The 14,270-nt window shown below is 55.3% G+C and carries 15 protein-coding genes; 4 read left to right on the plus strand and 11 right to left on the minus strand.

The window, feature by feature from the left end; translation table 11 throughout:
* Nucleotides 1-118 precede the first annotated feature (118 nt).
* Nucleotides 119-484: a PilZ domain-containing protein gene (locus IEX86_RS02425; RefSeq protein ID WP_188864464.1), complete on the plus strand. Its 366-nt coding sequence runs from the start codon at nucleotides 119-121 to the stop codon at nucleotides 482-484.
* Nucleotides 485-490: 6 nt separating this feature from the next.
* Here IEX86_RS02425 and radA read toward each other — a convergent pair whose 3' ends face one another.
* The 4 genes from radA to IEX86_RS02445 all read right to left on the minus strand — a co-directional run bounded on the left by radA (nucleotide 491) and on the right by IEX86_RS02445 (nucleotide 4,518).
* On the minus strand, nucleotides 491-1,852 hold the full coding sequence (gene radA / locus IEX86_RS02430; protein WP_188864465.1) for a DNA repair protein RadA: 1,362 nt from the start codon (nucleotides 1,850-1,852) through the stop codon (nucleotides 491-493).
* A gap of 98 nt (nucleotides 1,853-1,950) precedes the next feature.
* Nucleotides 1,951-2,511, minus strand: coding sequence for an ankyrin repeat domain-containing protein (locus tag IEX86_RS02435; RefSeq protein ID WP_188864466.1), 561 nt, complete (start codon nucleotides 2,509-2,511; stop codon nucleotides 1,951-1,953).
* A gap of 69 nt (nucleotides 2,512-2,580) precedes the next feature.
* Nucleotides 2,581-4,110: a catalase KatB gene (gene katB / locus IEX86_RS02440; RefSeq protein ID WP_188864467.1), complete on the minus strand. Its 1,530-nt coding sequence runs from the start codon at nucleotides 4,108-4,110 to the stop codon at nucleotides 2,581-2,583.
* A gap of 174 nt (nucleotides 4,111-4,284) precedes the next feature.
* Nucleotides 4,285-4,518 carry an HP1242/YdcH family protein gene (locus IEX86_RS02445; protein ID WP_188864468.1) on the minus strand — a complete coding sequence of 78 codons (234 nt, stop codon included), beginning with the start codon at nucleotides 4,516-4,518 and terminating at the stop codon, nucleotides 4,285-4,287.
* A 202-nt stretch (nucleotides 4,519-4,720) separates the two neighbouring features.
* Between IEX86_RS02445 and mscL the strand changes: the two genes are divergently transcribed.
* Complete coding sequence (gene mscL / locus IEX86_RS02450; RefSeq protein WP_188864469.1) at nucleotides 4,721-5,170, plus strand: large-conductance mechanosensitive channel protein MscL; 450 nt, start codon at nucleotides 4,721-4,723, stop codon at nucleotides 5,168-5,170.
* Between the two features lie 46 nt (nucleotides 5,171-5,216).
* Here mscL and IEX86_RS02455 read toward each other — a convergent pair whose 3' ends face one another.
* Complete coding sequence (locus IEX86_RS02455; RefSeq protein WP_188864470.1) at nucleotides 5,217-5,993, minus strand: ferredoxin--NADP reductase; 777 nt, start codon at nucleotides 5,991-5,993, stop codon at nucleotides 5,217-5,219.
* Nucleotides 5,994-6,089: 96 nt separating this feature from the next.
* A complete protein-coding gene (kduD, locus tag IEX86_RS02460) occupies nucleotides 6,090-6,851 on the minus strand; it encodes a 2-dehydro-3-deoxy-D-gluconate 5-dehydrogenase KduD (RefSeq protein WP_188864471.1) in 762 nt (253 codons plus the stop codon).
* 182 nt (nucleotides 6,852-7,033) lie between these two features.
* Here kduD and IEX86_RS02465 point away from each other — a divergent pair, with 182 nt between their 5' ends.
* Both IEX86_RS02465 and cls read left to right on the plus strand, forming a co-directional pair.
* Nucleotides 7,034-8,167, plus strand: coding sequence for a methyltransferase (locus IEX86_RS02465; protein WP_188864472.1), 1,134 nt, complete (start codon nucleotides 7,034-7,036; stop codon nucleotides 8,165-8,167).
* Nucleotides 8,168-8,342: 175 nt separating this feature from the next.
* Nucleotides 8,343-9,782: a cardiolipin synthase gene (cls, locus tag IEX86_RS02470; protein WP_188864473.1), complete on the plus strand. Its 1,440-nt coding sequence runs from the start codon at nucleotides 8,343-8,345 to the stop codon at nucleotides 9,780-9,782.
* Here cls and glsB read toward each other — a convergent pair.
* The 5 genes from glsB to IEX86_RS02495 all read right to left on the minus strand — a co-directional run bounded on the left by glsB (nucleotide 9,779) and on the right by IEX86_RS02495 (nucleotide 14,029).
* Nucleotides 9,779-10,720: a glutaminase B gene (glsB, locus tag IEX86_RS02475; RefSeq protein WP_188864474.1), complete on the minus strand. Its 942-nt coding sequence runs from the start codon at nucleotides 10,718-10,720 to the stop codon at nucleotides 9,779-9,781. The two genes, cls and glsB, sit on opposite strands and share 4 nt — an antisense overlap.
* Nucleotides 10,721-10,790: 70 nt before the next feature.
* The gene (locus tag IEX86_RS02480) at nucleotides 10,791-11,258 is read right to left on the minus strand and encodes a nuclear transport factor 2 family protein (RefSeq protein ID WP_188864769.1); all 468 of its coding nucleotides are present in this window, start codon (nucleotides 11,256-11,258) and stop codon (nucleotides 10,791-10,793) included.
* Between the two features lie 127 nt (nucleotides 11,259-11,385).
* On the minus strand, nucleotides 11,386-11,559 hold the full coding sequence (locus tag IEX86_RS02485) for a DUF2474 domain-containing protein (protein ID WP_188864770.1): 174 nt from the start codon (nucleotides 11,557-11,559) through the stop codon (nucleotides 11,386-11,388).
* Between the two features lie 2 nt (nucleotides 11,560-11,561).
* Nucleotides 11,562-12,587 (minus strand): cytochrome d ubiquinol oxidase subunit II, encoded by a 1,026-nt coding sequence (gene cydB, locus IEX86_RS02490; protein WP_188864475.1) that lies wholly within the window; start codon nucleotides 12,585-12,587, stop codon nucleotides 11,562-11,564.
* A 2-nt stretch (nucleotides 12,588-12,589) separates the two neighbouring features.
* Complete coding sequence (locus IEX86_RS02495; RefSeq protein ID WP_188864476.1) at nucleotides 12,590-14,029, minus strand: cytochrome ubiquinol oxidase subunit I; 1,440 nt, start codon at nucleotides 14,027-14,029, stop codon at nucleotides 12,590-12,592.
* Nucleotides 14,030-14,270 lie beyond the last annotated feature (241 nt).

The raw sequence follows: 14,270 nt of genomic DNA on the forward strand, positions 1-14,270 counted from the left end.
CGAGCAACCTGCCGTTCATTGACTAAGCTGTAACGCTAAGCGGCAATCAGTTATATGCCGCGCCTTGGGCCGATAGAATGAGGTGAAGTCACCTCTATCGCATTCAGGAGTAGCGACAATGACTGATTCAACCGAACGCCGGCGCTTCAAGCGGTTTGCATTTGATGCTTCGGCTCGGATTCAGCAGGGCGATCAGTCCTGGACAGAACAGGTCAACGACATTTCGCTGAAAGGACTGTTAACCAAGAAACCTGCTGAGTGGACAGGTCAGCAAGACGGACCCTTTCATATCGTCATCTCATTGGATGCAGAAACCAAAGTGGAAATGGATGCCGATCTGGTACGCGTCGAGGCCGATCAGTTGGGTTTTGCCTGCCACAAGATTGATCTCGACTCGATTAGCCATTTGCGTCGTCTAATCGAGCTCAACCTCGGGGATCAGTCCTTGTTGGAACGGGAATTATCCGCGCTCGGCAAGGACTGACCAGCATCACTCAAATAAGGCGTCCAACGCCTGATCAAGCCGGGTAACGCCAATCACCTCCAGGCCAGGCGGTGATTCCTTGGGCGCATTGCCTTTTGGAACAATGGCGCGCTTGAAGCCGTGTTTGGCAGCTTCTTTCAAGCGCTCCTGGCCGCTGGGCACAGGGCGAATTTCGCCAGACAGACCAATTTCGCCAAAGACCAGCAGGTCATGAGCTAGCGGCCTATCACGCAGACTGGAAATGACTGCGGCCATCAGAGCAAGATCGACGGCGGTTTCCAGCACCTTTACACCGCCCACTACGTTAATAAAAACGTCCTGGTCATAGGTAGGAATACCGCCATGTCGATGCAGAACAGCCAGAAGCATGGCCAGGCGGTTTTGATCCAGACCGACCGTTACCCGGCGAGGATTACCCAAATGACTGGTATCAACCAGCGCCTGCACCTCAACCAACATCGGCCGGGAGCCTTCCCACGTAGCCATGACCACACTACCTGCCACGGCTTCCTGCGCACGTGTCAGAAAGATGGCTGAAGGGTTGGATACTTCCTTCAGACCTTTATCCGTCATGCCAAAGACGCCCAGCTCGTTTACTGCGCCGAAGCGATTCTTGACTGCCCGTAGCAGACGCAGCCTACCATCCGATTCGCCTTCAAAATAAAGCACGGTATCTACCATGTGCTCCAGCACCCGCGGCCCCGCCAGCGCACCTTCTTTTGTCACATGTCCGACCAAAAATATGGCTGTGCCGGTCTGCTTGGCAAAACGTACCAGCAAAGCCGCACTCTCGCGTACCTGCGCAACGCCGCCCGGTGCAGATTGGAGATGCTCGGTAAAGATTGTCTGGATGGAGTCCACTACCATGACACGCGGCTTTTCCTGCCGCGCCGTGGCAATAATGCTCTCAATGCTGGTCTCGGTCATGACCTTGAGCTTGTCTTCTGGTAAACCCAGACGACGGGCTCGCATGGCGACCTGTTGCTGAGACTCTTCACCGGTGACATAAAGCGCCGGCATACGCTCGGCAATACGGCAGAGGGTTTGCAGAAGAATGGTGGACTTGCCAATGCCTGGGTCACCCCCAATCAGCACAACCGAGCCGTCTACCAAGCCACCGCCCAGCACTCGGTCCAGCTCTGTAGAGTCCGTAGTAAAGCGTGGCGTTTCTTCAACGCTGACCTCAGCCAGGGTCTTGAGTACCGCTTGCTGGCCGGTCCAACTTCCCCGGCCGGCCGGCCCCGGAGCGGACTCGACTACTGTCTCGACGAGTGTATTCCAGGCACCACATTCACTACACTGCCCTGCCCACTTGGGAAACGTCGCGCCGCATTCGGTGCAGCCATACATACGCTTGGCCTTGGCCATTCCGGGCTCCTGTGAAAGGTAAAGCCCGATTATATATCACTGTATGGATTTACAGGTACACATCAATGCAATCGTGTGAAATATGATGAGTCTTACAGTCATTGAGCAGGCGCCTGGCTGAACTCACCGCGCTCGAGTTTTTCCACCGTATTTCCCATAGCATCCTTAGCGTTAAGGTCTGCACCCTGGGCCGCTAACGCATCGAGTACCTCCTTGCGCTGAAACAAGGCGGCATACATGGCTGCGGTTTGCCCGGAACTGTTGCGCTGATCAGGGCTGCATTCGGCCATAACCAGCCGGTGAGCAATTGCTATTTCACCCTTGAAAATAGCGCCCATGAGGGCTGTGTTACCGCGCTTATCCTGTACACACGGGTCAGCACCTGCCTTAAGCAACTGCTCGACCAACTCCTTATGGCCGTGATAAGCCGCCAGAATAAGAGCGGTGTAACCCTTTTCATCCTGGACATTAAGGTCGTAATGGGTATTGATAAATTCAGCCAACATATCAGAGCGCCCCTCACGGGCCGCAGTGAAAAAATAGTCGCGCAGCTGGGCCTGAATGGCTGCCGAGTCACTGGATGGAGCGGTTGGGCTGGACTCGCCTGCCCAACATGCCGTGCTGAACAAGAGCACGGTACTTAACAACAGGCTACGCATGACGGCATCTCTTGAGAAAGAGTGCCCCCAGCACGGCAGTGCCGCACTGGAGGTACTTTGTAGAGCGGATCAGTCTTTCAACTGGGCGGCCAGCTGCTTGACCTTAGCCAAGTCACCACCTGCCACCTTGCTTACACCGGTACCGTACTCAGGGTCAGCCTTGTACAGATAAGACAGCATGATGTTTTTGCTTTCTGTATCGGTATTCGCCAAGGACTCACCAAAGCTCTGGATCAGGTCCTGCTGCTCTTTTTTGGTATAGGAGCGATACAGATCACCTGCCTGCTTGAAGTTCTGCTCGCGCTGGATTTTCGCCTGCTGAGTCGTACCGCTCAAAGGCAACTGACTGTAACGAGCCGACGTGTTCTCCTGACGAGGATTCAGGCGGCTTGGCTCATAATTCACACCGGTCACGGTATGACCTGTGTTAGCTGCTCCATCCTGATTACCATTATTAACGGCTACATGGGGGCGGTTAACTGGCAGCGTCATACCGTTAGCACCCAGGCGATAGATCTGGGTGTCGGAGTAGGCAAACACACGGCCTTGAAGCAGACGGTCTTCAGAAGGTTCGATACCGGGCACAAGATTGGCGGGCGCCATGGCAACCTGCTCGGTTTCCTGGAAGAAGTTATCCACGTTCTTATTCAGGACCATCTGACCGATCTTACGCTCTGGCACGTCCGGCCAGATCTTGGTAGCGTCCAGTGGATCGAAGTCGAACTTGGCCAAATCTTCAGGATTGAGCACCTGAACGTAAAGATCCCACTTCGGATAGTCGCCCTTCTTGATCGCGCCGACCAGATCAGTCGTCATGTGGGCGTAGTCTTTGCCCTGCACTTCAGCGACCTGCTTAGGATCAAGGTTCTTGATGCCCTGCAACGACTTCCAGTGGAACTTCACATAGTGAACGTCGCCCTTGGCATTTACGAACTTGTAAGCGTGAACGCTATTGCCGTCCATGAAGCGGTAGCCAACAGGCGTGCCCTCATTGGAGTACAGCTCGGTCAGCGTACGGGTTGCTTCAGGTACATGAGAGAAGAAGTCGAAGCGACGGGAGTCGTCATCCAGGTTAGTGCGTGGGTCCGGCTTAAAGGCGTGAACCATGTCCGGGAATTTGATGGCATCACGGATAAAGAAGGTTGGGAAGTTGTTGCCTACCAGGTCCCAGTTGCCGTCGGCTGTGTAGAACTTAGTGGCGAAACCGCGAGGATCACGCAGGGTTTCTGGCGAATGATTACCGTGTACTACCGCAGAGAAACGTACAAAAACCGGCGTTTTTTCACCTTTCTGGAAAACTTTGGCCTTGGTCAGATCCGAGATATCGGTCAGTGCAACGAACTCACCATGAGCCCCGGTACCGCGGGCATGCACAACGCGCTCCGGAATGCGCTCACGGTCAAAGCGTTGTAGCTTTTGAATAAGCTGAACATCCTGCAGTATGACAGGACCCGTTGCGCCTGCGGTTTGAGAGTTCTGGTTATCGCCCACCGGTGCGCCATTATCGCGCGTGAGGGTATCGGCATGAGCAACGGAAAAAGCCAAAACACTGGCAGCAATCAGACTCAAAGCATGGCCTGAAAAAGTCCGAATGGACATGAAGGATTCCTCTCTTTTTTAATGAAGTGCTCTTTCAGCACACCAAAGAGTAAGGAACCCGAGTCGCTTCGCTAAATTGAATACCTGTTATTGCACCATTGGCAGAATCAATATTAAAAGCGTCTGATTTTAAGTTATGGCCGCTGCAAGAGAGCAGCGACCTAGAGCCGTTCACTAACCCTGAAGTTCGCGTGCAATCTTGTCCTTGATTACAACCCGTTCACGCCGACAGCGGTTTAGCTCTTCGTCGCCACTGTTTTCGACCAACCCTTCGATTTCAAGGATTTCCTTGTCCAGTGCGTCGTATTGCTCGACCAGCTTGGCAAACTCAGGATTCTTTTCACGCAATTCTTCGAACTGCTGAACCTTGTTTGGAAAATCCTTGTGCAAGTTGTGCTCGGCAACCATAGGTAAGCTCCTCAGGCAAGTTGAATAATCTGGGCCGTTCAACCCATCCATAAGGTGGACCGCAGCGCTCCGGCAAAGTGCACCTTAATGCAGCAGTACACTTTTCTTGAAACCTCTCGAAACAACGAAGCGGTTTTACGGTTCAAAGTGCCCAAGACGTTAGCGATGGCGTCACTACCATTCCATTGCAGAAGGAGTGCTTATGAGCTTTCTAAACGAATTCAAATCATTTGCCATGAGAGGTAACGTCGTCGATCTAGCCGTTGGGATCATCATTGGCGGTGCTTTTGGCAAGATCGTCTCATCATTTGTTGCCGACGTTATTACCCCGCCCCTTGGGCTTATCCTGGGCGGAGTAGACTTTTCGAGCCTTGCCATTACCTTGCAAGCTGCGCATGGCGATAACCCTGCCGTTCTGCTCTCCTATGGCAAGTTCCTCCAGTCGATTTTTGACTTCCTCATTATCGCCTTTGCCATTTTTAGCGCGATCAAGGTACTCAATCGTCTGCGCCTGCATGAAGAAAAGAAGGCAGCCCCTGCAGGCCCTACAAAAGATCAGCAATTGCTGTCTGAAATTCGTGACCTGCTAAAGCAGCAGAGCGAGAAGCCGGACTCCGCTGTAGTCAAGAATGATCCGCCAACGACTCCCTGAAGCACTAAAGCACATCGGGCCTTTTTCAGGCCCGCTTAATGGCCCGTTACCAATAGTTTTCCACTGCAATCTGCCCAGGACGGCGACTGAGCGCCAACTGAAAGTCACGCGCCTTGAGTACCGCGCGGGTATCGTCGACCATTTCTGGATTGCCGCAGATCAGAATACGGGAATGCTCAAGTGAAAGTGCCAACCCTGCAGCCTTTTCCAATTCCCCGCTTTCGATCAGCGTCGTGATGCGACCATTAAGCGCACCGGGATAAGGCTCGCGTGTCACTACGGGTAGGTAAACCAGCTTTTCCGCTACGCCCTCAAGGTATTCCAGTTCTGCAAGCCCTTTGATCATGTCCTGATAGGCCAGGTCCTTCGCCTCACGCACGCTATATACCAATACGATACGCTCGTAGCGCTGCCAGACATCCGGCTCCTGAAGCATTGACAGGAACGGAGCCAAGCCAGTCCCGGTTGCCAGCAGCCAGAGATCTCGTCCACTGCTAAAGCGCTCCAGGGTGAGGTAGCCAAAGGGCTGCTTTTCCACCAGGAGCGTATCGCCCGGCTTCAAACGGCTCAATTCACTGGTAAAGGCTCCGCCCGGCACGACGATGGAAAAGAATTCCAGGTGCTCATCATGGGGCGCCGAGACCATGGAATAGGCGCGCCAGACGATTTCACCATCGGCCTTCTCCACGCCCAGGCGAGCAAACTGGCCAGCACTGAAGCGAAAACGTGGATCACGGGTGGTACGCAGGCTGAACAGGTTATCGGCCCAGGGCCATACCTCGGTAATGGTCTGGCGGGTGTATTTATCGTCGCTGGCGGTCATGCGGGGCTACCTCGTTTTCCGGGCCGGTATCAGCCCTCATGAAAACAAGCCCGGCACTGGTTTTCAACGGACAATCTGTAGGTGTAAAGGCTTAGGCTATCGCGCCAGCCAGCCACCATCCACGGCAAGCGTATGGCCATGGACATAATCTGATGCCGACGATGCCAGAAATACCACAGGCCCCGCCAGATCGATTGGCTCGCCCCAGCGACCTGCCGGGATGCGGCCCAGAATTTCTGCGTTGCGCTGCTCATCGGCACGCAAGGCTGCCGTGTTGTTCGTCGCCATATAGCCAGGCGCAATGCCGTTGACATTGATCCCATGCTTGGCCCACTCGTTGGCCAAAGCCTTGGTCAGCCCCATCAGTCCACTCTTGGATGAGGTATAGGATGGAACACGAATGCCGCCCTGGAACGACAACATCGAAGCGATGTTAATGATCTTGCCGCCGCTCTGCTGCGCTATGAATTGACGCGCCACAGCCTGAGAGAGAAAGAACACTGTCTTGAGATTGACGCCCATGACGTCATCCCAGTCTTTTTCAGTGAAATTAAGCGCTTCTTCGCGGCGTATCGTGCCAGCATTATTAACAAGGATATCGATACGGCCAAACGCCTGTAGCGTCTCATCCACGATAAAGGGAATTGCATCCGTAGCGCTCAGATCAGCTCGAATACTGACGAATCGGCGGCCTTCGGCTTCTACCTCACCCTGGGTATCCTGTGGCTCGCGCCGGCTAATCCCGACAATATCGCAACCAGCGCTGGCAAGCGCTACAGACATGCCCTTCCCCAATCCAGCATCACAGCCGGTGATGATTGCGACCTTGCCTGACAAATCGAATGGATTAGCCACCATGATGCCTCCTGAAGCGTAATAAAACATACTGATGCGCAACCAGACCTGCAGTGGTCCGGCAAAGCGCCTGTTCGACCTGCCAGATACCGGACACGTTCAGCCTGTATCCAGAGAAAAGAGCAGCATAAGAGTCGCTGCTCCCCTACACTGACGCCTTTGTTGCCAGCTCCGATTGTCCTGACATGGTTCTACTGTCCACACCTTTTGCCCAACTTGACCTGAGCCGCCAGCCGCCTCGCAAGGACGACCCGTTACAAGCCTTCGATGCGGCAGATGAATACCTGCTCAATTACCTGGCCGAGCAAGGTCTGCCTGACAAAGCTCGAATCCTTGTGCTAAACGATAGCTTTGGCGCCTTGGCGACAAGCCTGGCCGATCACGCTCAAGTCGTTTCCAGCGGGGACTCGCACCTTGCTGCCCTCGCACTTCAAACCAACCTGCAACGCAACGGACGGGAAGGACGTGTGACATTCGTGCCTGCTAGCGAACCGGTTGAGGGCGCTTTCGATCGGGTGCTGATTCGCATCCCGAAGACGCTGGCCTTGCTGGAGGAACAGCTGATCCGTCTGCATGGGCAGCTCGCACCGGGGGCACAGGTTATTGCAGCAGCCATGATCAAGCATCTGCCTCGGGCGGCAGGAGACCTGCTGGAGCGCCATATCGGCAGCGTCCAGGCCTCACTGGCGGTCAAGAAGGCTCGCCTGCTATTTGTCACACCTGAGCCCAGGGAACGGATAGCCTCACCCTACCCGACCCGTTACCGTCTTGACACCCCAGCGCTGACGCTGATCAACCATGCCAACGTATTTTGCCGTGAAGGGCTCGATATCGGAACGCGCGCATTTCTTCCACATCTACCGAATGACCTGGGCAATGCACGCGTAGCTGATCTGGGTTGCGGCAATGGCGTACTGGCCATCAGCAGTGCCTTGATTAATACCCAGGCGCAGTACACATTGGTAGACGAGTCCCATATGGCCATCCAGTCAGCCTGCGAGAATTGGCGCACCGCCCTGGGTGATCGTCCTGTTACCTTGCGTGCAGACGATGGGTTGGCCAGCCAGCCGGCTCGCTCACTGGATGTGGTGTTGTGCAATCCACCGTTTCACCAGCAGCAGGTCGTAGGTGACTTTCTCGCCTGGCGAATGTTTCAACAAGCGCGTGCTGCTCTTGATCCTCATGGCGAACTCTGGATTGTGGGTAATCGACACCTTGGCTACCACGTCAAACTCAAGCGGCTGTTCAAACGTGTAGAGCAGGTTGCTGCCACACCGAAATTCGTGGTGCTGCGTGCGGTCGAAGCTAACGGAGCTTGATGCTGGGCCCTGAGCCTGGGCTTACTGAAAGAGCAGGCTTGGGGTTGCATGGCAAGAAGACATATAGCCTGTAGGCTTGCTTATCTAGGACTTGCCTTGTGAGGCTTTAAAATAGACCCAAGGCCTGCCTCTCGCCTACTGATAGGACGGATATACGCACCGGACGGGATCTTACGTGCCAGAGTTACCTTTCGACTTTCATATCTTTGCCATCCTGATAGAAATATGCGGCATTCTGGCGGCTATTCATGCCGTCATTACCGTTCGTACAGCGCAGGGTGCCATGGCCTGGGCCATTGCGCTGGTATTCATGCCGATCCTCAGCCTCCTACCTTATTTAGTGTTTGGTCGGCGCCGCTTCGATGGTTACGTAAAGGCGCGCCGACAGGCCGATGAAGAAATGGCCCGCGTTGCGGCCGAGCTGAACTGGCGTCCGTGGATCGCCGAGGCCCTGGCTGCCCAGCAATGCAGCGCAGCGAACCGCAAGCTCAGAGCCATGACTGCTCTAACCCGCACTCCCTGCGTAGCCAGTAACAAGGTGCGCCTGCTTATAAACGGATCGGAAACCTTCAGTGCCATCCTGGGTGCCATTCGGGAAGCTCAGCAGGTTGTATTGGTGCAGTTCTTCATCATCCATGACGACGCACTTGGCCGGGCGTTGCAGAACACACTGATTGAGCGAGCCAAAGCGGGCGTTGAGGTATTTTTGCTCTACGACGCCATCGGCAGCCATGCGTTGCCGCGCAGCTATGTAGCAACGCTTCGCAAGGCCGGGGTGCAGGTGAAGGCGTTTAGTAATCGCCGGGGGCTGATCAACCGCTTTCAGGTCAACTTTCGCAATCATCGCAAGATCGTCGTGGTAGACGGTAAGGTGGGATTTGTGGGCGGCCATAATGTGGGCGAAGAGTACCTCGGGCATAAACCGCCCCTGGCTCCCTGGCGCGATACCCATATCGAGATTCGTGGCCCGGCCTTGGCAACCCTGCAAGAGACCTTTGCCCAGGATTGGTTCTGGGTGACTAAAAAGCTTCCAACCCTGGTGTTGCCCGAAAGTTACGAGGACGGCGGCATGCTCTGCCAAGTGGTCGCCAGTGGTCCGGCAGATGATCAGGAAACCTGCTCGCTGTTTTTTGTCGAGGCCATTCACTCAGCGCAGCGACGAATCTGGATTACCACACCCTATTTCATCCCGGACGAGGCCGTTTCAGCCGCCTTGCATCTGGCAGCCCTGCGCGGCGTCGATGTGCGTATCCTCCTGCCATCACGCCCGGATCATAAGGTTGTGTATGCCGCGTCTTACTTGTATGCCTTCAGAGCAGTAGACGTTGGCATTCGGATCTTCAGCTATCAACCTGGCTTTTTGCATCAGAAGGTCGTGCTGATTGATGAAGAAGTATCCGCCATTGGCAGCGCCAATCTGGATAACCGCTCGTTCCGGCTGAACTTTGAAATCATGGTTATGACCGTGGATACAGACTTTGCCTGGGAGGTCCGCTCGATGCTGGAGGTCGACTTCTCCAAGTCAGTCGAACTCACCCCCAAGGATAATGCCAATGTCCGCCGCCTGCACAAGGTTGCCATGCGGGTAGCAAGGCTTTTCTCGCCGGTGCTTTAACCCAGCGGCGCTACACCCAGACCATCCACCAGTCGCTCCAGGGCACGCAGGCCAGCTACGGAGTTTCCGTAGCTGTCCAGCCGGGGCGACCAGACACAAACACTCATCCGGCCAGGCACGATGGCCACAATTCCACCGCCTACTCCACTCTTGCCTGGCAACCCGACACGCCAGGCGAAATCCCCTGCGGCGTCATACAGGCCGCAGGTCAACAGCAACGCATTGAGTTGACGCGTCTGCTGGGGTGATAACACCTCGCTGCCGTCATGAGGGTTGATCCCCCGGTGAGCCAGAAAAGCGAATGCACGTGCGACATCTACGCAGCTCATGGACAGGGCACAACCGTGAAAATAGGTTTCCAGTACCTCATCCACCTCACTGTGCAGGTTCCCATAGGCCTTCATCAAATAGGCCAGGGCTGCGTTACGCGCCTTGTGCTCCATCTCAGAGCGAGCTACCCGTGTGTCAAAGTTGACTGTTGCATTGGCACTTAACCGGCGCGTCTGCTCGCGCAACAGGTACTGGATAGACATGATCCGCGAAACCAGAATATCCGTGATCAGCAGCGCACCGGCATTAATGAAGGGATTACGCGGTACGCCTCGCTCCACCTCCAATTGCACGATGGAGTTGAACGCTTGCCCGGAGGGCTCCCGGCCAACACGTGTCCAGATATCCTCTTCCGGTAGCCGCTGCATGGCAATGACCAGGTTGAGCACTTTGGAAATGGACTGAATGGAAAACGGAGTATCTCCTGCCCCCGCCTGAAAAACCCGGCCTTCCACATCGCATAAGGCGACTCCGAATTGATCGGGTTCTACCTGGGCCAGTGCCGGGATGTAATCAGCAACTTTTCCTTCGCCCATGTCTTGCTGTGCGTCATAGGCAACACGATCAAGCAAGGCTTGGAGGACTTCAGGTGAGCATGTCTCAGGCATGGGCGGCTTCGCTGTCTACAAAGGGCCGCCAGTGTAAGAAAGGACGGCCGCAACGCCTAGTGATCTGTCGTTAAAGTCCCAAATCACTCAGTCCTGGGTGATCATCCGGCCGCCGCCCCTGGGGCCAGTGAAATAACCGGTCGGCCTCAGTGATCGGCAAGTCGTTGATACTGGCGTGCCGCTCGACCATGAGGCCTAGTTCGTTGAATGCCCAGTTCTCATTGCCATAGGAACGAAACCAGTTGCCGGAGTCATCGTGCCACTCATAGGCGAAGCGTACTGCAATACGGTTGCCTTCATAGGCCCATAGCTCCTTGATCAACCGGTATTCAAGTTCACGTTGCCACTTACGCGTCAGAAAGCCCACGATGGCCTCGCGCCCACGGATAAAGTCGGATCGATTACGCCAAACGCTGTCTTCACTATAGGCCAGCGCAACCTTATGAGGGTCACGGCCGCTCCAGCCATCCTCCGCCGCGCGGACCTTTTGCCGGGCAGTGTCCTGGGTGAAAGGTGGCAACGGAGGTCTGCTTTCCATCGACATGGTATGTCTCCAAGAGGGTGAGACAGATAGCGTAGGTGAAAGCGGGCTGAGAAAGAGGACAATTTGCCCAGAGAAGCGGACAAAAGAAGACCCCGGCACAGATGCCGGGGTCTTAGGTGGATCAGGATTTCAGGCCGGCGGCAGTCATGACCAGCCGCAGCCCGTAGGACACAATGCCCAGGGCCACGATACTGCAGGTCCAGATCAGGACCATCCAGCCAAGACGCTTGATCAGCGGTTGGCTGTCAGCGGGATTAGGGGGGCCGGCCTTCCGGTCACGCTCTTTGCCGACCATGATCAATGATACCCCTCGCCTGTACGAACCTTACCGCGGAATACGTAGTAGCCCCACGCCGTATACATCAGTGTGATCGGGATGATGAACAGCGTACCGATGAGCAGGAACAACTGGCTCTGCGGTGGCGACGAAGCTTCCCAGATCGAGATCGCCGGTGGAATGATATTTGGCCACAGGCTAATACCCAGACCGCTATAGCCCAGGAAGATCAGAATCAGCGTCAAGACGAAGGGGGATACATGGGCATCCTCCTTCAGGATCGCGCGTAGCAGGAACACGACTGTTACCAGCACGAGAATCGGCACGGGCAGGAACCAGAACAGGTTCGGCATGGTGAACCAGCGCTGAGAAATCGCATCATGGGACAACGGCGTCCACAGGCTGACGGCGACAATAAACAGCAGCAGCAACAGCACCAGCGGCTTGGTCATACGGCGCATGAGCGCCTGTAGTGGACCTTCAGTCTTCATGATCAACCAGGTACTGCCCAGCAGGGCATAGGCCGCGATCAGGCCAAAACCACAGAAGATTGAGAACGGTGTCAGCCAGTCTAGCGAGCCGCCCGCATACTGACGGTTCTCGACATGAAACCCGTCGATGAAGGCGCCTAGTGCTACACCCTGGCAGAATGTTGCCAGGAGCGAGCCGAAGATAAAGGACTTGTCCCACATCCCTTCCTTGCCTTCCTGTACCTTGAAGCGGAACTCAAAGGCCACGCCACGAAAGATCAGGCCGATCAACATAAAGATCAGTGGCAGGTAAAGCGCCGGCAGAATGACACCGTATGCCAGCGGGAAGGCACCGTATAAGCCGGCACCACCCAACACTAGCCAGGTTTCGTTACCGTCCCAGATGGGGGCTACGGTATTCATCATGACATCGCGCTCTTCCTTGCCTTTTACAAAGGGGAAGAGAATGCCGATGCCTAAGTCGAAGCCGTCCATGACCACGTACATCATCAGGCTGAATATGATGACCACCGCCCAGATCAGCGAGAGGTCAATACCTACAATTCCAGAAGCCATGTTCAGTGTCCCGTCAGTTGATCATGGGAATGAGCCTTTTCGGTTCCTTCATCGGAGGCCGAAAGGGGGCGCTTCGGATGACGATCATGTCCCGGTCCGCCCTGGGTGGTCAGGTCACCCTCACCGGTATGCGGCCCTTTGCCAATCATGCGCAGGGCATAGACTGTACCGATACCGAAAACCGCGAAATACACGACTACAAAGCTGACCAATGTAATGCTTAACTGCGTCACGCTGTGGTTGGCGACGCCATCCTTCGTACGCAAGAGGCCATACACGATCCAGGGCTGACGCCCCACTTCGGTAGTAAACCAGCCTGCCAGTATTGCAATCAGGCCGGTAGGTCCCATGCACATGATCAGGCGCAGGAAAGCCTTGGTTTCATACAGCTTGTGTCTCCAGCGCAGGAAAAGGCTCCACACACCGGCAGCAATCATGAGTAGACCCAGGGCCACCATGATGCGGAATGACCAGAACACCACATACGCTGGCGGACGATCCTCTTTCGGAAAGTCCTTGAGTGCGGGAATCTGCTCGGTAAAGCTGTGCGTGAGGATCAAGCTGCCCAGCACCGGAATCTCGACCTTGAAGCGGGTTTCCTCACGCTCCATATCCGGCAGACCGAACAGAATCAGCGGTGTTGCCTCACCGGGCGGATTCTCCCAGTGGCCTTCGATCGCCGCGATCTTGGCCGGCTGGTGCTCAAGCGTGTTCAAGCCGTGGGCATCACCTACGAACGCCTGGATCGGCGCCACGAACAGGGCCATCCACATGGCCATGGAGAACATCTTGCGAATGGCCGGATTGTCGTTCCCACGCAGCAGATGCCAGGCGGCTGATGCACCCACCAGGAAGGCCACCGACAGGTAGGCCGCAATGGTCATATGCGCCCAACGGAAGGGAAACGAGGGATTAAAGATCACTTCCAGCCAGTGTATGGGTACCACACGGCCATCAATGAGCTCGTAACCGGCCGGCGTGTGCATCCAGCTGTTTGAGGAGAGAATCCAGAACGTGGACATCAGGGTCCCGATCGCCACCATGATGGTGGACAGGAAGTGCAACCCGCGCCCTACCCGGTTCCAGCCAAACAGCATGACGCCAAGGAAACCGGCCTCGATAAAGAAGGCGGTCAATACCTCATAGGTCAACAGCGGACCAGTCACGGCACCGGCAAAGTCGACAAAGCCGCTCCAGTTGGTACCAAACTCGTACGCCATAACCAGACCGGATACCACGCCCATTCCGAAGAAGACCGCAAAGATCTTCAACCAAAAGTGATAAAGGTCCTTATAGGTAGAGTCGTTGGTTTTGAGCCACAGTCCTTCGAGAACGGCAAGAAAACTCGCCATCCCAATAGACAAGGCAGGGAAGATAATGTGGAACGAGACGGTGAATGCAAACTGGATTCTCGCAAGATCCAGAGCCTCCAAGCCGAACATAGGCGGTCCTCTTCAGGCAGCCGGTGCGTGTGTCACGCAGGCGGTCAATAACGTTAAGCAAATCACAAGGCAATGTTTCGAGCGCCTGCGTGCTCAATTCGTTCTAACAGAACGCTTGAAAGTTAGTCCGGTTATCGCATTTTAAGCCGCAAGGCGCTGACGTAGATCAACGTCTGAACTCATTCTAGACCTGTAAAACGCACCCAGGCCCGTGGTCAGATGCCGCGCGTCAAGGTGGCAC

Origin of the sequence: Pseudomonas asuensis (assembly GCF_014646755.1) — a bacterium.
Classification (GTDB): domain Bacteria; phylum Pseudomonadota; class Gammaproteobacteria; order Pseudomonadales; family Pseudomonadaceae; genus Chryseomonas; species Chryseomonas asuensis.